The sequence below is a fragment of the Flavobacterium fontis genome (genome assembly GCF_900129405.1).
Lineage (GTDB): Bacteria > Bacteroidota > Bacteroidia > Flavobacteriales > Flavobacteriaceae > Flavobacterium > Flavobacterium fontis.
In genome coordinates this window covers 104,765-122,038 of record NZ_FQVQ01000008.1, presented here as the reverse complement: position 1 = coordinate 122,038, position 17,274 = coordinate 104,765, and the positions used below count along the sequence as shown (strand labels likewise).

The window sequence follows — 17,274 nt, the reverse complement described above, 5'->3', positions numbered from 1 at the left end:
TGATTTTAACACAAGGAACTAACGTGAAAACCCTTCGTGTGGTGAAACGTTAATTCTAGAGATTACATTCATAAATTAGGCCGCTCATTGAGCGGCCTTTTTTATTGTTTTTTATTTTGTGATTTAAGAATAGGGTATGTCGGTAAAAAGCAAAAAAAAAGGAGTTGTTTACAAAAACAACTCCTTTTTAATCTAATAGTATTCTTTATGCTTTTTGTTTATTTCCTTTTAAGAGATAGTATCCGTATACTAAAGCGATAAAAGTTAAAACATATAATTTTGTATCTATAGGTGCTGGAGCAGGGTCTCCACCCTCTAAACCTCCACCGTCTCCTTCATCCCCAGGGCCTTGGGCAAAAATGGTCATAGTGTTGAATAAGACTATGCCTAAAACGGTTAAATAAACTAACTTATTTTTCATCTTTACAGATTTTAATGGCACAAAGATAGAATCATTTTTTAATAAAAACTTATAATCATTAAAATAATCGTTTAAAAAGGGCTATGAAACGATTAAAGTAGTCCTTTACTTATTCAGATTCTGATGTAAAAAACAATTTCACACTCGGATATTTACTTTGTGTCATTTGTATGGTAAAATCAGAATCGGCTAAAAACACCAACTGTCCGTATTTGTCATGGGCTAGAAACTTTTGTTTGATACGTTTGAACTCGGCAAATTCCTCATTTTTTGCGTCGTCAGGTTTTACCCAACACGCTTTATGGACCGGAAAGTTCTCGTAAGAACATTTGGCTCCGTATTCATGTTCTAAACGGTATTGAATCACTTCATACTGTAAAGCTCCAACCGTTCCAATGACTTTACGGTTGTTCATTTCCAAGGTAAACAACTGCGCTACCCCTTCGTCCATCAATTGATCAATCCCTTTCTCCAACTGTTTCGCTTTCATAGGATCGGCGTTATTGATGTATCGGAAATGTTCTGGTGAAAAACTTGGAATTCCCTTAAAATTCATCATTTCACCTTCAGTCAGGGTATCGCCAATTTTAAAATTTCCGGTATCATGTAAACCCACAATGTCCCCAGGGTACGAAATGTCTACAATTTCTTTGCGTTCGGCAAAAAAAGCATTGGGACTCGAAAATTTCAGGGTTTTTTGTAAGCGAACATGGGTATACGGTTTGTTTCGTTCAAAGGTGCCCGATACAATTTTCACAAAGGCCAAACGGTCGCGATGTTTTGGGTCCATATTCGCATGGATTTTAAATACAAACCCCGATAATTTTTCTTCATCGGGCTTCACCAAACGAGTGTCCGAATCTTTGGGTCGAGGGCTCGGTGCGATTTCAATAAAACAGTCCAACAATTCGCGCACGCCAAAGTTATTCAACGCCGATCCGAAGAAGACGGGTTGTAAATTCCCTTCTAAATAAGCATCGCGATCAAATTCGGGGTAGACTTCCTGTATCAATTCCAATTCATCGCGTAATTTGGCAGCTGCTTTTTCCCCAACTACTTGATCGAGTTCGTTGCTTTTTATGTCCTTTATTTCGATAACATCTTCAATATTTTTGCGACTATCACCACTGAAAAGATTGATATTCTTTTCCCATAAATTGTAGATCCCTTGAAAATCATACCCCATACCTATGGGAAAACTCATTGGAGTCACCTGAAGACCGAGTTTTTTCTCTACTTCATCCATCAAATCAAAAGCATCTTTACCTTCGCGATCTAATTTATTGATGAAGACCAAAATGGGGATTTTTCGCATGCGACAAACCGAAACCAACTTTTCTGTTTGTTCCTCAACTCCTTTTGCCACATCAATTACTACAATAACACTGTCAACAGCAGTCAACGTTCGATAGGTATCCTCAGCAAAATCTTTGTGTCCAGGGGTGTCAAGAATGTTTATTTTTTTGTCTTTATAGTTAAAAGCCAAAACCGAAGTCGCCACCGAAATTCCTCTTTGGCGCTCAATTTCCATAAAGTCACTGGTAGCCCCTTTTTTTATTTTATTGCTTTTGACCGCCCCCGCCTCTTGAATGGCTCCTCCAAAAAGTAAAAGTTTTTCAGTCAGGGTTGTTTTCCCAGCATCAGGGTGAGAAATAATCCCAAACGTTCGTCTCCGTGCAATTTCCTGTGTAAAATTCATAACTTCAAAATTGGCAGCAAAAATAGTGTTTCTTTGCCAAAACCTTATGCAATCCAAGCGGAAAAACACCCGTGCAATAGTGTTAATAAATTTTTGTTAATAGTCGGGTACAACCTTGTGTAATAGTGCTGTTTTGTTACTTTTGTTGATTCATATTTACGCTCTTAAGCGCTTACGAAAAAATAATAATTTCTATGATGCGAATGAAAATAAGCTCTTTACTATTGGTGTTTTTTACCGCATTGTCGGTACATTCTCAGCAACAAAATACAACCAAAGAAGTTCTTTTTACCATTAATGATCAGCCGTATTACACCGATGAATTTATACGTGTATACCGTAAGAATTTGGATTTGGTGAAAGATGAGTCCCAAAAAGATTTGAATCAATACTTGGACTTGTACATTGGCTATAAGTTAAAAGTAAACAAGGCATTTAAATTGGGCTTGCAACAAGGAAGTGCTTATCAAAACGAATTAAAATCCTACCGAACGCAGCTTTCTAAGACGTATTTGATGGATTCAAAAGTTACCCAAGCCTTGATGGATGAAGGGTATGATCGCTTGCAAAAAGAAATAAATGCCTCTCACATTTTATTGATGGTGGATGAAAATGCATCCCCAGCCGATACTTTGGCAGCGTATCAAAAAGCAATGGCAATTCGCGACCGTATTGTAAAAGGAGGGGAAGATTTCGGAGCGGTTGCTGAAGAAACTTCTCAAGACCCTTCTGCTAAAGAAAACAAAGGAAATCTAGGGTATTTCACCGCTTTTCGTATGGTTTATGCCTTTGAAAACGGAGCTTACAAAACACCCGTAGGTAAGGTCTCCATGCCCGTGCGCTCTCGTTTTGGGTATCATTTAATCAAGGTTAACGATATTCGAAATAATCGCGGCGAGATTTCGGTTTCCCATATCATGGTGCTCAAGCCGAAAGAAGGCGAAGATCCGTTAAAAGCCAAAACCAAGATTGAAGAGATCTACCAAAAAATACAGCAAGGTGAAAGTTTTGAGGAATTGGCCAAGCAATTATCCGAAGACAAATCATCTTCTACCAAAGGCGGTTTGTTGAATAAATTTGCTTCAGGTCAGTTGAGTTCTGAAGTTTTTGAAAATGAAGCCTTTGCCCTAAGTAAGGAACAGCCATTATCCAAGCCATTTGAAACAGCATACGGTTGGCATATCGTTAAATTTAATGAAAAGTATCCCTTGCGCAGTAAGGATGAAATGAAGTCTGAGTTGGAAACGAAAATTGCTCGCGATGATCGTTCCCGTAAAATTAGCGACGCTTTGGCAGTAAAATTGCGTCAAAAGTATCCGATGAAGCGCGACAATAAGTTGTATAAAGAATTGGTCAAAACGCTGGATGATACTTTTTATAAAGGGGAGTGGAAAATGCCTTCGGATTTGACCAAATACCAAGGGACGCTTTTCACCGTAGGATCAAAGGCGGTTACCGGTGGCAATTTCTTGGATTACCTCTACACGCAACAAAAAAATGCCGCTGGATTGAAACCTGTAGCGAAGTTGGCTGACTTTTATTTCGATCGTTTTGCCGATGAACAACGGGCTACTTACAACAATGAGAATTTAGAGAACGACCATCCCGAATTTGCAGCGATTATGAACGAATACCGTGATGGATTGCTTTTATTTGATTTGATGGAAAAAGAAATTTGGCAACGTTCAAAAACAGATACGGTGGGACTAACCGCTTTTTACGAAAATAGCAAGCAGAAATACGTTTGGAAAACACGTTACGACGCAGAAATATTTTCTTCCACACAACCCGATTTAATGAAAAAAGTCATGGGTATGTTGAAAAAAGGAGCCACCGCACAAGCGATTAAAGATAAATTTAATACGGCCGACAAATTAAATGTCATGATGTATGATGGGATTTATGAAGAAGGTGTAGATGCACTTCCAAAAAATGTGAGTCCCGATGTAAAAGTAACCGATGTCTCTCAAAAAGGGGAGTATTATTATGTGACACGCATACGAAAAGTCATCCCTGCGGGAATAAAGACATTGGAAGAATGCAAAGGCCGTGTAACCAACGAATACCAACAATACCTCGAACAAAATTGGATCAACGAACTGAAGAAAGAGTTTACCATTAAAGTAAATAATGACGTTTTTGAACGGGTAAAACAACAAATTAAGAAATAAACATCCATGAATAATCTTTTTTCCTTCTTTCGAATCCTCAGTGTTTTCCTTTTTTCCATAGTGGCTGTATCGGCGCAGGAAATTATCCCTGAAAAGCAGCCTGAGAAACCCGTTGAAAATCAGTTTCGCAAAAAACGCATCGATGGTATTGTAGCCACGGTAGGTGATTACAATATATTGGATTCTGAAATTGATAAAACATACCTCGAAATTGAAAGTCAAGGGCAATCCACCAAAGACATTACCCGTTGTCAGATTCTTGGGAAATTGATGGAGGAAAAATTGTACGCCCATCAAGCCATTCAAGATTCTATTCAGGTCAAAGATGAAGATGTCAAAGAGCGTATGAACCAACAAATTGACTACATGGTCGAGCAGTTGAAATCCATGGATGCTGTTGTCAAATATTTTAAGAAAGACAATGAAGACGAGTTTCGTACCGAACTGTTTGACATTCTTAAGCAGCAACAGTTGGCCTCTGAAATGACCAAAAAAATTGTTGGTGCAGTTGAAATTACTCCCGAAGAAACCCGCACTTTTTTCAAAAGTCTTTCCAAAGATGATCTTCCGCTCATTGGCGCTGAAGTTGAAGTCGCTCGAATTGTGATCAATCCCAAAGTGAGTGATGACGAAAAGAAAGTGGTTATTGATCGCTTGAAGGAAATAAAAAATGAAGTCCTCAACGGAGCAAGTTTTACCACCAAAGCGGTGTTGTATACCGAAGACCCGGGTTCACGTTCGACAGGAGGTTATTACAAAATGAATAAGAAAACACCTTTTGTTAAAGAGTTTAAAGATATTGCCTTTTCACTTCAAGAAGGTGAAATTTCGGAGCCTTTCGAAACCGAATTTGGATACCATATCATTTACTTGGAAAAAATTCGCGGTCAAGATTTAGAGATTCGTCATATTTTATTAAAACCCAAAGTAACGAGTGCTTCACTTAAAGAAGCGCGTGAAAAAGCGGAGTTGGTGCGCAAGCGTATCGCCGATAAAGAACTGACTTTTGAGGAAGCGGCTCGTAAGTTTTCGGATGAAAAAGAAACGCGTGCCAACGGAGGTGTTTTGATCAACCCGAAAACCCAGGATACCCATTTTGAATTGACCAAAATGGATCCCGAAATGTACGGTCAAGTATCCAATTTGAAAGGAGGCGAAATGACACAGGTGCTTTTTGACGATGACGGTCGTAACGGAAAACGGTACATCATCATGTCAGTTACTTCCAAAATGGAAGAGCATTTGGCAGATTTTAGTAAGGATTACACAAAAATTCGTGAGCTTGCCCTAAAAGAAAAGCAGTTAAAAGCCATCGCCAAGTGGTTTGACGAAAAAATCAAAGAAACGTATATCAAAATCAATGCGGAATACCGCGATTGTAAATTCACCAACAACTGGTTAAAACAATAATTTAAACGCATTCCTATGTCAGACGTAACGGCTATTCAAAATCTTGTCGAAAAACGGAATCAATTAAAAACCGAAATTGGAAAAGCGATTGTCGGCCAAGAGGCTGTGGTGGATCAAATTTTACTCAGTATTTTTTCGGGAGGGCATGCTTTGCTCGTGGGGGTTCCTGGTTTGGCCAAAACCTTAATGGTAAATACGATTGCTCAAGCATTAGGCTTGCACTTCAAGCGGATACAGTTTACCCCCGATTTGATGCCTTCTGATATTTTGGGTAGTGAAATTTTGGATGAAAACCGCCAGTTTAAATTTATCAAAGGGCCTGTTTTTTCGAATATTATTTTGGCGGATGAGATTAACCGAACACCCCCCAAAACGCAAGCGGCACTTTTAGAAGCGATGCAAGAACGCGCCGTAACGATTGCGGGACATAATTATAAATTGGATTTGCCTTATTTTGTTTTGGCTACCCAAAACCCTATTGAACAAGAAGGGACCTATCCTTTGCCAGAGGCGCAATTGGACCGATTTATGTTTGCCATCAAACTTGAATATCCCACTTTTGAAGAAGAGGTTCAAGTTGTAAAATCTACCACCAACGACCAAAAACCCGAAATTAATGCCTTGTTCACGGCTCAGGAGATTATAGATTTTCAACAACTCATTCGCCGAATTCCTGTGGCCGATAATGTGATTGAATATGCTGTGAGTTTGGTTAATAAAACCCGTCCCGGTGGCGCAATGGCCGATGCCTATGTGAAGAATTATTTGGATTGGGGCGCAGGGCCTCGGGCGTCACAAAATTTAATCTTAGCAGCCAAAGCACATGCCGCGTTTCAAGGAAAATTTTCGCCCGATCGTGAAAATGTTCAAGCGGTTGCAGAGGGTATTTTACGTCACCGTATCATCAAGAATTACAAAGCTGATGCGGAGGGAATTACTGAAGAAATGATTATCCAAAAGCTGTTGTAATGGGACGTAAGTTCGTTGCTTGGCTTCCAGAATTTCTCCTTTTTGGTGTGGCTCTTTTTTGGTTTCTCGAGCATTACTTGGGCTCTGGAACCGTTCATTACCCGGCTTTGTTTTTCGGACTTATTATAGGTGTTAGTTTTTTTTGGAAACAACGTATACTTCAATTGCTTCTAGCGGGTAGCGCTTTTATTTTCTCGGGGTATTATGCATATGTTTTCTTTCAAATTTGGACCCAACGTTCCGAGGGACAAGGCATGAATGCCATGCTTTATTTTATACTTATTCTTGTATTAACCACCTTATTTTCGGGTCTTTTCCTAGTGTTTAAAGCCCTAAAAAAGTAAATGGATTTCTAGGGTTTCTTCTATAGTTTGTTATTTTTAGTTAAAAAAATCAACTTATTTTAATTTTTCTTTCAATTTTTCCCTTTTTAATAAAAATCATATAGCAATACTATGGTTTTTGCAAATTATTTCTTCTGATAAAGATATTTGATTAAAAATTTTTTAAAGAATATCGATTTCGTAAATTTGCGTTGCAAACAAATAAACCTTTATATATGGCTTTTGATATTGAAACGATCAGAAAGGTGTACGCCAACATGCCACAACGTGTGGATAAAGCACGTGAATTGGTGGGTCGTCCGCTTACACTTTCAGAAAAGATTTTATATGCTCACTTATGGGAAGGCACACCCTCACAATCTTTTTCAAGAGGAAAAGATTATGTTGATTTTGCTCCAGACCGTGTTGCCTGTCAAGATGCAACGGCACAAATGGCCTTGTTGCAATTCATGCACGCAGGGAAATCAAAAGTAGCCGTTCCTACAACCGTTCACTGTGACCACTTGATTCAAGCCAAAGTGGGGGCAAAAACCGATTTAGCGGTGGCCAATTCACAGTCGAAAGAAGTTTTTGACTTTTTATCCTCCGTTTCAAATAAATACGGTATCGGATTCTGGAAGCCCGGGTCGGGAATTATCCACCAAATCGTTTTAGAAAATTATGCTTTTCCAGGCGGTATGATGATAGGTACGGATTCGCATACGGTAAATGCAGGAGGTTTAGGTATGCTCGCGATAGGTGTTGGCGGTGCAGATGCCGTTGACGTAATGTCTGGGATGTCTTGGGAATTGAAGTTCCCTAAACTGATTGGGGTTAAACTAACCGGTAAATTGAACGGTTGGACTGCTCCCAAAGATGTAATTTTAAAGGTAGCCGATATTCTAACGGTAAAAGGAGGAACGGGAGCTATCGTAGAATACTTTGGGGAAGGTGCGATAGCCATGTCATGTACTGGTAAAGGAACCATTTGTAATATGGGTGCCGAAATTGGAGCGACAACTTCAACATTTGGGTATGATGATTCTATGCGTCGTTACTTAATTGCTACAGGGCGTCAAGATGTGGTTGATGCAGCCGATCAAGTGGCTTCGTATTTGACTGCCGATCCAGAAGTCTATGCAAATCCTGAAACCTATTTCGACCAATTGATTGAAATCAATCTTTCAGAATTGGAGCCTCATATCAACGGACCCTTTACACCCGATCGCGGAACACCTGTTTCTAAGATGAAAGATGAAGCGGCTAAAAATGGTTGGCCGTTGAAAGTAGAGTGGGGGTTGATTGGTTCTTGTACTAACTCTTCCTATGAAGATATGTCGCGGGCAGTTTCTATTGTGGAACAAGCTGTAGCGAATAATATTACTCCTAAAGCGGAATTTGGTATTAATCCAGGTTCAGAGCAAATTCGTTATACCATCGAGCGTGATGGTATTTTGGCTGCTTTTGAAAAAATGGGAACCAAAGTATTCACCAATGCCTGCGGACCTTGTATTGGTCAGTGGGATCGTGAAGGTGCTGATAAAGGCGAGAAAAATACTATTGTGCATTCGTTCAATCGAAACTTTTCGAAACGAGCCGATGGAAATCCAAATACCCATGCTTTCGTAACCTCTCCTGAGATGGTGGCGGCTTTGGCGATTTCAGGGCGTTTGGACTTTAATCCGATAACTGATACGCTTTTGAATGATAACGGTGAAGCCATTAAATTAAATCCTCCTGTAGGTGATGAATTACCCAACCGAGGTTTTGATGTAGAGGATGCAGGATATCAAGCTCCTGCTGCTGACGGAAGTGCTGTTGAAGTGGTGGTTTCCCCTACATCAGAGCGTTTACAATTATTAGATCCATTTACTCCTTGGAACGGACAAAACATTACAGGCGCTAAATTGTTGATCAAAGCCTTTGGAAAATGTACCACTGACCACATTTCGATGGCAGGTCCATGGTTGCGTTTCCGTGGTCACTTGGATAATATTTCCAAAAATATGTTGATTGGTGCTGAAAATGCTTTCAATGGTAAAGCAAATTCAGTGAAAAATCAGTTGACAGGCACCTACGATGAAGTGCCGAAAGTTCAACGAGCGTATAAAGCGGCGGGTGTACCATCTATTGTAGTAGGAGACCAAAACTATGGAGAAGGATCGTCGCGTGAACATGCGGCTATGGAACCAAGACACTTAGGTGTTTCTGCTGTTTTGGTAAAATCATTTGCGCGTATTCACGAAACCAATCTTAAAAAGCAAGGGATGTTGGCATTAACGTTTGCTAATGAAGCCGATTACGATAAAATCCAAGAAGACGATACATTCAACTTTGTGGACTTGACAGCATTCGCGCCAGGAAAACCCTTAACGATTGAAGTGATTCACGCCGATGGCTCAAAAGAGACGATTTTGGCAAATCACAGTTACAATGAGGGTCAAATCGAATGGTTTAAAGCGGGTTCTGCCTTGAATCTTATTGCTGCCGCTGGGAAAGCCTAAACGGTTAGTAATACATTTGCAATAAAAAAACGCCCCTTGCACAAGGGGCGTTTTTCGTAATAACCTAAAACAAAATATAATATGAGCATTATTCTTCAATGGCAATAGCACTTTGCGCAGTGCTTGTGGGGACGTCGGGACGAACGGGTCTGTAAATCTCAGTTATTCCATTACTCCGCACTACGGTATCATAATAAAATTCTACTGAGGTCAACCGATCGACTTCTTTGATGATACAACTCCCCGATACTTTAGCACCCTCAACTTCAAGCGTAATCCATGCGCCAGAAATGGGTTTGTTTTGGGTAAAGTATTGAAACATCGCTTTGGAAATGGATTCTACCAAGTCTGCTCGAGCATGAAACGTACTCACAATAACCGTGTGACCACTTTGGTACCGAACGATATATTCCATACCATTTTTGCCATAAGCATAAGGCTTGATTGTGTTACCTTGTGCAAAACTTTGTCCCATACTTATCATCCCCAGAATAAGAATGATAATGTATCGCATAGATTCGTAGGTTAAGTTACAATTCGATTTGGGGCTGAATTGTTTGAACTTGTTTACTTTCTTGAATCAAGTGTACGAACAATATCGATAAAATACAAATAAAATCGATAAAAAGCAATTTTGTTATTTGTAAGTAATAAAATTCTTACTTATATAAAAATAGGCAAATAAAAAACTCCCCCGGTGTGGAGGAGTTTTAATACGATTTAGAACAGGGATTACCCTTGATGCATTCGGTACAATTCGGTGATACCATTCGGCCATTCGATTTTTTCAAAGTGAAACTCAACCGCTGTTAGTTTTCCTTTTTTAGTTACTATACATTTGCCTGTAACTTTTGCAAAATCTCCATCGATAGTCACCGTTACGGGACCCGAATCATTATTTCGTAATTCATCCCAATAGTATTGGTATACTTTATTGGCGATGTCTTCTTTAATACTTAATTTGGAATTGTACGTACTTACAATTATGGTCTCTTTGGGAGAGGTGGCGATGAGTTCCATGCCATTGTAACCGTAGCGATACGTTTTGACACATTGTTCCTTACAAGTGCTTTGTGCTGATGCAAAGGTAGCCAACAACAGCAGCATTAGAGTGATGCATTGTTTCATAGTTAAGTAGTTTGGGATCTAACTTGGGGCGAATGTAAAAAAATAATTTAAATAAAATACAATAACTCGGTGAATATTAGCATTTTTCGGATAATTTTATGAAAAAAGTCCGATACTTCTTAAGCACCGGACTTTTTTTCTTGAATTAATAACTATTAATAGTACGTGTAGCGACGTACTTTTGAAATGTATTTCGCTAGGCGTATTACCTGATGACTGTACCCATACTCGTTGTCATACCAAACGTATAACACAATATTTTTTCCATCGCCCGAAACAATCGTCGCATTACTGTCATAAATGGATGGCGCAGATGTGCCTACAATATCGGAAGAAACCAACTCGTTGTTGAGTGAGTATTTGATTTGCTCCACCAGTTCACCCTCTAAGGCATATTTTCGCATAATGTTATTGACTTCCTCAACCGTAGTAGTTTTTCCTACTTCCAAATTCAAAACAACCAACGAACCGTTGGGCACAGGAACACGAATTGCATTTGAAGTTAGTTTTCCAGCCAAACTGGGTAAGGCTTTAGCGACAGCACTACCAGCTCCTGTTTCGGTAATTACCATATTGAGCGCCGCTGCTCTACCACGACGGTATTTTTTGTGCATGTTATCAACCAAATTTTGGTCGTTGGTGTAAGCGTGAATCGTTTCCAAATGTCCTTTTACAACACCTAGGGTATCTTCAATAGCTTTTAAAACGGGTGTAATCGCATTGGTCGTGCAGGAGGCAGCGGAGTAAATTTTAACCTCATCCGGATTATAATCGTTGTGATTAACACCGTGAACAATATTGGGAACCCCTTTCCCAGGCGCTGTAAGCAATACTTTTTCAACCCCTTTGGACGTCAAATGTCTTTTTAACGCTTCCTCCGTGGTAAACGCCCCAGTATTATCAATGACTAACGCCTCTTCAATGCCGTATTGGGTATAGTCAATTTCTTCAGGGCCGGCAGCGGTAATGATATGTACCGTTGTTCCATTGATGATCAACGCATTATTGTCAACATCGGCCGAAACAGAGCCTTCAAAATCGCCATGTACGGAGTCATAACGCAACAAGGAAGCTCTTTTTTCCAAGGATTGTGCATCGTTGCGATCACGGGTTACAATAGCGCGTAAACGCAATTGCTCGCCTTTTCCAATTTTACTCATCATTTCACGAGCGAGCAAACGACCAATTCGTCCAAAACCGTATAACACCACATCTTTGGGTTTGATTTCTTGCGATTTTTTGGAATCTTTCAATCGATCAATCACAAAAGCACGCGGATCGTGTACCGCATTGGTATCCATGTGGAATTCGTAAGTCAGTTTTCCTATATCAATACGTGAGGGCGGTAAATCAAGATTTGACAAGGCTTTGGCTATTTCAACAGTATCAAAAACATTAATTGGCTTTTGAATGAATTCCCCCGCATACTCATGCAAGTTCATTACATCGCTAACATTTCGATTCAACAATGGATTGCGGAAAAAGATTAACTCTATGGATTTGTCATACCATAAATCACTTACAATTTTGATGATGTCGATGGCTGCTTTTCTTCGGTCAACTTGAAAAGCAAGTTCCTTTTCGTACTGTTGGTTTGTTGTCATGATTAAATCTTAAGGTGGAGTTGTGTTTATAAATTTGGTGCAAAAGTAATCAACTATAACGTTTTCGTAAAATTATTTGAAACATTTTTTTCAAAAAAAATAGCCACCCGTATAGTCGAGTGGCTAGTATTGATTTGTATATTTTTTGTTAGATAATGAAACGCAAAATCTGACCGTTTTTGGTAAGTAGACGAACACTTGCACCCTCGCGGTCATCTTTGTTTCCGAGCATTTTGGAAACCGCTTCCACATCCGCCGCATTGGTGTTGTCAATGCTTAGTATGATGCTCCCCACCAATTCCTCTTTGTAGGGGAGTAATCGCTCATTAGTCACATTTTTAATCCGTACTCCCGATTCAATATTGTATCGTTTTTTGTCGGCTGCCGAAAGATTTTCCAATTCTAAGCCTCTAAATTCTGTATTAATCACATCGTTCTTGACCAAGGTTACGGGTATTACTTTCGTTTGCCCATCACGGATTACTGTCACATTAATTCGGTCGTTGGGACGTTTGGTGTTTAAATACCCCGTCAATTCAGGATAGGTAGTTATCTTTTGGTTGTCCAATTTTACAATGACATCTCCTTTTTTGATGCCTGCTTTGGCCGCTCCCGAATTTTCAATCACATTCGTAATGTAATACCCCTCCGTTTGCTTGATGCCCAGTTCTTTCGCACGAACCCCGTTCAATTCATTTCCAACAGCGCCCAAAACACCCCGTTGTACATTCCCAAATTCCATGATATCTTCAATGATTTTTCGGGTAATGTTGGAAGGCACGGCAAAAGAATAGCCTGCATAACTACCCGTAGGTGACGAAATCATGGTGTTAATTCCGATCAACTCGCCACGCGTATTGACCAAGGCACCACCGCTATTTCCTGGATTGACCGCTGCATCCGTTTGGATGAACGATTGAATCCCATTGGTGTCCAAATTACGCGCCTTTGCCGATACTATACCCGCAGTTACTGTTGAGGTTAGATTGTACGGATTACCTACCGCCAATACCCATTCTCCAACGCGAACTTGATCAGAGTCGGCAAAGGTCGCATAGGGGAGTTTTTCATCGGCGTCAATTTTTAATAAAGCAATATCCATTTTCGAATCAGTTCCAATCAACTTTGCCTTATACACTTTTTTGTTGTTTAAGGTAACTTCAAGTTGGTTGGCATCTTTTATTACGTGGTTATTGGTCACAATATAGCCGTCTTGCGAAATAATCACGCCCGAACCAGTTCCGATTTGCTCTTGCTGAATTCCACCACGGGCGCCATAGAAAAATTCACGAATCGGGTCGTAAACCGTACGAACCGAAACATTTTTCACGTGAACTACAGTGTGTACGGCTTGATCGGCAGCCGCAGTGAAATCAATATTTTCTGCACCCAAGGCCACATTGCGTGCGTTATACTGGGGTGCCATGGTCACAATTGAATTTCCATTGCGATGGGATTCAAAAAACAGTTTATACCCTACCAACGTGGTTGCTCCACTGAAAAAGGCTATAAATAATAATGCACTATATCGTTTCATATTGCTAATTTTTATCTACTATTCAACCTCAAAATTATAAAATTATTACCCGGTCATTTTTCCTTTAACGCTCGTTTAACATTGTTTGGCGTGCCCGTAATATTTGTAACTTTGTACTTTAGGTTTGTATTACAATGACTATACCCTTTTACAAATACCACGGTACAGGAAACGACTTTGTGATGGTCGATAATCGTCATCTCATTTTTCCCAAAAATGATACCAAAACCATTCAGTTTTTATGCGACCGACGCTTTGGCATTGGTGCTGATGGATTGATATTGTTGGAAAATGACAATTTGACCGACTTGTCTGCCGGAAAGATCGATTTTAAAATGGTGTATTACAATGCCGACGGTCAAGAAAGCAGCATGTGTGGAAACGGAGGACGTTGTTTAACTGCTTTTGCCAAAAAGTTGGGCATCATCCATGAAAAAGCCACTTTTATGGCAGTTGATGGCTTGCATCATGCTACAATTTCCGATACGGATTTGGTTTCCCTACAAATGATAGATGTACACGAAATTTCTTTTCAACCGGATTATGTTTTCCTCAATACGGGTTCGCCGCATCATGTAACTATGGTCGACGATTTGAATCAGTTCGATGTGAAAAAAGAAGGGGCAGCCATTCGGTATTCAAATTTGTACGGACAGGCAGGCAGTAATGTCAATTTTGTGCAACCTTTGGGGGGTAATCATTTTCGATTGCGAACCTATGAACGGGGCGTAGAAGATGAAACGCTGTCGTGCGGAACGGGTGCTACAGCCGTTGCCATTGCCATGCAGGCGCTAGGGAAAACCGATGCAACTAGGATTGATTTAGAGGTAGAAGGAGGGAAGCTACAGGTTTCCTTTTCAGTGGTGAATGGAAAATATACCCAGGTGCATTTAATCGGACCCGCAACATTTGTATTTGAAGGGAAAATAGAACTATGAGGCAAACATTACGCGGTCATTCGGTTTATCTTCGTGCCTTAGAACCTGAGGATTTGGAATTTTTATATGCTATAGAAAATGACGAATCCATTTGGGAAGTAAGTCATACCCTCACGCCCTACAGTCGGTTTTTGATACGGCAATACCTCGAAAACGCGCACCAAGATATTTTTGAAGCCAAGCAATTGCGCTTAGCCATTTGTTTACAAGAATCCACCACGGCGATTGGTTTGATTGATCTTTTCGATTTTGACCCAGTTCACCGACGCGCAGGAGTCGGCATCCTTATCCAAAATGAAGATGATCGCGGAAAGGGCTTAGGGAAAGAAGCCTTGGAGTTACTGATTAAGTATGCTTTTCATCACTTACAATTGCATCAAGTCTATGCAAATATTGGTGCTGAAAATTCCGCGAGCATAGCTCTTTTTACTACATTTGGCTTTCAAAAAATTGGCCTAAAAAAAGATTGGATTTATCGAAACGGGCAATATTTTGACGAAGCACTTTATCAATTGATTCAAAACAAAAACAACGAACATGTTCGCGAATAAGAAAAAACTACTTTATATCCTTGGGGGGTTGGCTTTGCTTGTCGGAATTGCGGGTTACCTGCGTTTTTTTGCATCCAACACTACCTTTAATGAAAATGAAAAATGGGTTACTATTCCCACAGGGTCAACCTTTGAAGACGTTAAAAAAATAATGGCGCCCTACATCAACGGTATGGGCGGTTTTGAAAATATGGCGGCGCTACGTCGTTACGATAAAAATGTGAAACCCGGTCGTTTTTTATTGGAAAAAGGAATGGGGAACTTTGGTTTGGTAGCCGCCTTACGTCACAACCGTCCCGTTAAGCTAACCTTCAACAACCAAGAGCGTTTAGAAGATTTGTGTGTGCGGTTTAGTCAACAGATTGAACCCGATACGACCCAACTCATGAACGTGTTTCGGGATAGTGTATTTTTAAAAGAAAATGGTTTTTCCAAAGAAAATGTGATTGCGATGTTTATTCCCAATTCGTATGAATTTTATTGGAATGTTTCAGCGGAGAAATTTCGCGATAAAATGCTCCAAGAATACAAGCGTTTTTGGAATGCTGATCGGTTGGCTAAGGCTGAAAAATTAGGAATGTCCCCTGTTGAAGTGATTACATTAGCCTCCATTGTGCATAAAGAAACCGTGAAGAAAGACGAACGCCCTCGGGTGGCCGGCGCTTATTTAAACCGTTTAGCTCAAGGAATCTCTCTTCAGGCGGATCCCACGGTGATTTATGCCTTAAAGCTACAATCGAACGATTTTAAACAAGTAATCAAAAGGGTATTGTATGCCGATTTATCCATAAACTCTCCCTACAACACTTATGTCTATGCAGGCTTGCCTCCAGGCCCTATTGCCATGCCCGATATTTCTGCCATAGATGCCGTTTTAAATCCAGAAAAGCACAATTTTATTTTTTTCTGTGCAAGCGTTGATCGGTTTGGGTACCATGAGTTTGCGTCCTCTTATGCCGAACATCAAGTCAATGCAAAACGCTACGCCGATTGGATTAATTCAACGGGTACAACGCGATAACCATGTTTCGGGGGTTGCTTTTATTTGTCATACTCTTTGCGGAGAGTTTGCAGGCACAACAGGAACCGTATTCGTTTTTAAAACCATCCGATACCTTACATCTTCCCCGAAGAAATGCCGTGGTATACTCCACTGCTGGATTGGCATCGTCGGCATTGGTCGGTCTTCATCAATTATGGTATAAAGACTATCCCCAATCGTCATTTCATTTTATAAATGACAATAACGAATGGTTCCAAATGGACAAAGCGGGACATGTATTTTCCTGTTACCATTTAAGCCGGTTGGGAGCCGAATCGTTTCGCTGGGCAGGGATGTCGACCAAAAGTCAGTTGCTCTATGGATCGGCCTCTGCTTTAGCTTTTATGACTGCCGTTGAAGTTTTTGATGGATTTTCAGCCGAATGGGGTGCCTCTTGGGGTGATATTATTGCCAATACTTCCGGGACAGCTTTGTATGTGGGACAAGAATTGCTGTGGAAGGAGCAACGAATTGTACCCAAATTTTCTTTTCAACAAACCCGTTTTGCGCCGCAACGTCCCAATGTTTTGGGCGCAAGTTTTCAGGAACAACTGCTTAAAGATTACAATGGACAAACGTATTGGTTGTCGTTTACCTTGGCCGATTTTTTTAAATCTTCCAAAATTCCACCTTGGTTAAGTGTTGCTTTTGGGTATGGTGCCGATGGTATGCTCGCCGGACGAAGTGAGTCAGCGGCACTTTTAGAAGCGAACAAGTACACACGCCAGCGACAGTTTTATCTTAGCTTGGATATAAATCTAACGAAAATACGTACAAATAATAGGCTTTTAAAAACCCTTTTTTCTGTTTTTAATGTGGTGAAAATTCCGGCGCCAACCCTTGAATATCAAGCCTCCGGAAAGTGGATTGGACATTGGATTTACTTTTAAGAATTAATTAACTGCCTGATATTCAAGTTTTATATCAAAAAAGGTCGTATATTTGCCCCCGCTAATCAAGTAGTGACAGGACTTGGA

General features: G+C 40.2%; 15 protein-coding genes. 9 read left to right on the top strand and 6 right to left on the bottom strand.

The window, feature by feature from the left end; all coding sequences use genetic code 11:
* Positions 1-205 precede the first annotated feature (205 nt).
* Complete coding sequence (locus BUC17_RS08525) at positions 206-421, bottom strand: hypothetical protein (protein ID WP_073363360.1); 216 nt, start codon at positions 419-421, stop codon at positions 206-208.
* Between the two features lie 109 nt (positions 422-530).
* On the bottom strand, positions 531-2,120 hold the full coding sequence (locus BUC17_RS08520) for a peptide chain release factor 3 (protein WP_073363358.1): 1,590 nt from the start codon (positions 2,118-2,120) through the stop codon (positions 531-533).
* Positions 2,121-2,314: 194 nt separating this feature from the next.
* On the opposite strand from BUC17_RS08520, the gene BUC17_RS14005 reads away from it, so the two are divergent.
* The 5 genes from BUC17_RS14005 to BUC17_RS08495 all read left to right on the top strand — a co-directional run bounded on the left by BUC17_RS14005 (position 2,315) and on the right by BUC17_RS08495 (position 9,497).
* Positions 2,315-4,291 carry a peptidylprolyl isomerase gene (locus tag BUC17_RS14005; RefSeq protein ID WP_234977696.1) on the top strand — a complete coding sequence of 659 codons (1,977 nt, stop codon included), beginning with the start codon at positions 2,315-2,317 and terminating at the stop codon, positions 4,289-4,291.
* 6 nt (positions 4,292-4,297) lie between these two features.
* Entirely contained in the window at positions 4,298-5,701 is a 1,404-nt protein-coding gene (locus BUC17_RS14000; RefSeq protein WP_073363357.1) for a peptidylprolyl isomerase, read from the top strand.
* A 15-nt stretch (positions 5,702-5,716) separates the two neighbouring features.
* Complete coding sequence (locus tag BUC17_RS08505) at positions 5,717-6,670, top strand: AAA family ATPase (protein ID WP_073363355.1); 954 nt, start codon at positions 5,717-5,719, stop codon at positions 6,668-6,670.
* Positions 6,670-7,014, top strand: coding sequence for a hypothetical protein (locus BUC17_RS08500; protein WP_073363353.1), 345 nt, complete (start codon positions 6,670-6,672; stop codon positions 7,012-7,014). The genes BUC17_RS08505 and BUC17_RS08500 overlap by 1 nt, the downstream gene beginning before the upstream one ends.
* 215 nt (positions 7,015-7,229) lie before the next feature.
* Entirely contained in the window at positions 7,230-9,497 is a 2,268-nt protein-coding gene (locus tag BUC17_RS08495; protein WP_073363352.1) for an aconitate hydratase, read from the top strand.
* 88 nt (positions 9,498-9,585) lie between these two features.
* On the opposite strand, the gene BUC17_RS08490 is transcribed toward BUC17_RS08495, so the two are convergent.
* From BUC17_RS08490 to BUC17_RS08475, 4 genes are all read right to left on the bottom strand, one after another.
* Positions 9,586-10,011, bottom strand: a complete 426-nt coding sequence (locus tag BUC17_RS08490; RefSeq protein ID WP_143161763.1) for a hypothetical protein — start codon at positions 10,009-10,011, stop codon at positions 9,586-9,588.
* A 218-nt stretch (positions 10,012-10,229) separates the two neighbouring features.
* A complete protein-coding gene (locus BUC17_RS08485) occupies positions 10,230-10,625 on the bottom strand; it encodes a hypothetical protein (protein WP_073363348.1) in 396 nt (131 codons plus the stop codon).
* 155 nt (positions 10,626-10,780) lie between these two features.
* Positions 10,781-12,229: a glyceraldehyde-3-phosphate dehydrogenase gene (locus BUC17_RS08480; protein ID WP_073363347.1), complete on the bottom strand. Its 1,449-nt coding sequence runs from the start codon at positions 12,227-12,229 to the stop codon at positions 10,781-10,783.
* A gap of 148 nt (positions 12,230-12,377) precedes the next feature.
* On the bottom strand, positions 12,378-13,766 hold the full coding sequence (locus BUC17_RS08475; protein ID WP_073363345.1) for a trypsin-like peptidase domain-containing protein: 1,389 nt from the start codon (positions 13,764-13,766) through the stop codon (positions 12,378-12,380).
* A 134-nt stretch (positions 13,767-13,900) separates the two neighbouring features.
* On the opposite strand from BUC17_RS08475, the gene dapF reads away from it, so the two are divergent.
* The 4 genes from dapF to BUC17_RS08455 are packed head-to-tail and all read left to right on the top strand — an operon-like array spanning position 13,901 to position 17,187.
* Positions 13,901-14,704: a diaminopimelate epimerase gene (dapF, locus tag BUC17_RS08470; protein ID WP_073363343.1), complete on the top strand. Its 804-nt coding sequence runs from the start codon at positions 13,901-13,903 to the stop codon at positions 14,702-14,704.
* A complete protein-coding gene (locus BUC17_RS08465) occupies positions 14,701-15,255 on the top strand; it encodes a GNAT family N-acetyltransferase (protein ID WP_073363341.1) in 555 nt (184 codons plus the stop codon). The genes dapF and BUC17_RS08465 overlap by 4 nt, the downstream gene beginning before the upstream one ends.
* A complete protein-coding gene (gene mltG / locus BUC17_RS08460; RefSeq protein ID WP_073363340.1) occupies positions 15,242-16,276 on the top strand; it encodes an endolytic transglycosylase MltG in 1,035 nt (344 codons plus the stop codon). Before BUC17_RS08465 ends, mltG begins: the two co-directional genes overlap by 14 nt.
* A gap of 2 nt (positions 16,277-16,278) precedes the next feature.
* The gene (locus BUC17_RS08455; RefSeq protein ID WP_073363338.1) at positions 16,279-17,187 is read left to right on the top strand and encodes a DUF2279 domain-containing protein; all 909 of its coding nucleotides are present in this window, start codon (positions 16,279-16,281) and stop codon (positions 17,185-17,187) included.
* The last annotated feature ends 87 nt before the right edge of the window (positions 17,188-17,274 follow it).

Bases quoted from the DNA above. Each gene is read 5' to 3' on its own strand.
- BUC17_RS08525 (WP_073363360.1), bottom strand. From the start codon at position 421: ATGAAAAATAAGTTAGTTTATTTAACCGTTTTAGGCATAGTCTTATTC.
- BUC17_RS08520 (WP_073363358.1), bottom strand. From the start codon at position 2,120: ATGAATTTTACACAGGAAATTGCACGGAGACGAACGTTTGGGATTATT.
- BUC17_RS14005 (WP_234977696.1), top strand. From the start codon at position 2,315: ATGATGCGAATGAAAATAAGCTCTTTACTATTGGTGTTTTTTACCGCA.
- BUC17_RS14000 (WP_073363357.1), top strand. From the start codon at position 4,298: ATGAATAATCTTTTTTCCTTCTTTCGAATCCTCAGTGTTTTCCTTTTT.
- BUC17_RS08505 (WP_073363355.1), top strand. From the start codon at position 5,717: ATGTCAGACGTAACGGCTATTCAAAATCTTGTCGAAAAACGGAATCAA.
- BUC17_RS08500 (WP_073363353.1), top strand. From the start codon at position 6,670: ATGGGACGTAAGTTCGTTGCTTGGCTTCCAGAATTTCTCCTTTTTGGT.
- BUC17_RS08495 (WP_073363352.1), top strand. From the start codon at position 7,230: ATGGCTTTTGATATTGAAACGATCAGAAAGGTGTACGCCAACATGCCA.
- BUC17_RS08490 (WP_143161763.1), bottom strand. From the start codon at position 10,011: ATGCGATACATTATCATTCTTATTCTGGGGATGATAAGTATGGGACAA.
- BUC17_RS08485 (WP_073363348.1), bottom strand. From the start codon at position 10,625: ATGAAACAATGCATCACTCTAATGCTGCTGTTGTTGGCTACCTTTGCA.
- BUC17_RS08480 (WP_073363347.1), bottom strand. From the start codon at position 12,229: ATGACAACAAACCAACAGTACGAAAAGGAACTTGCTTTTCAAGTTGAC.
- BUC17_RS08475 (WP_073363345.1), bottom strand. From the start codon at position 13,766: ATGAAACGATATAGTGCATTATTATTTATAGCCTTTTTCAGTGGAGCA.
- dapF (WP_073363343.1), top strand. From the start codon at position 13,901: ATGACTATACCCTTTTACAAATACCACGGTACAGGAAACGACTTTGTG.
- BUC17_RS08465 (WP_073363341.1), top strand. From the start codon at position 14,701: ATGAGGCAAACATTACGCGGTCATTCGGTTTATCTTCGTGCCTTAGAA.
- mltG (WP_073363340.1), top strand. From the start codon at position 15,242: ATGTTCGCGAATAAGAAAAAACTACTTTATATCCTTGGGGGGTTGGCT.
- BUC17_RS08455 (WP_073363338.1), top strand. From the start codon at position 16,279: ATGTTTCGGGGGTTGCTTTTATTTGTCATACTCTTTGCGGAGAGTTTG.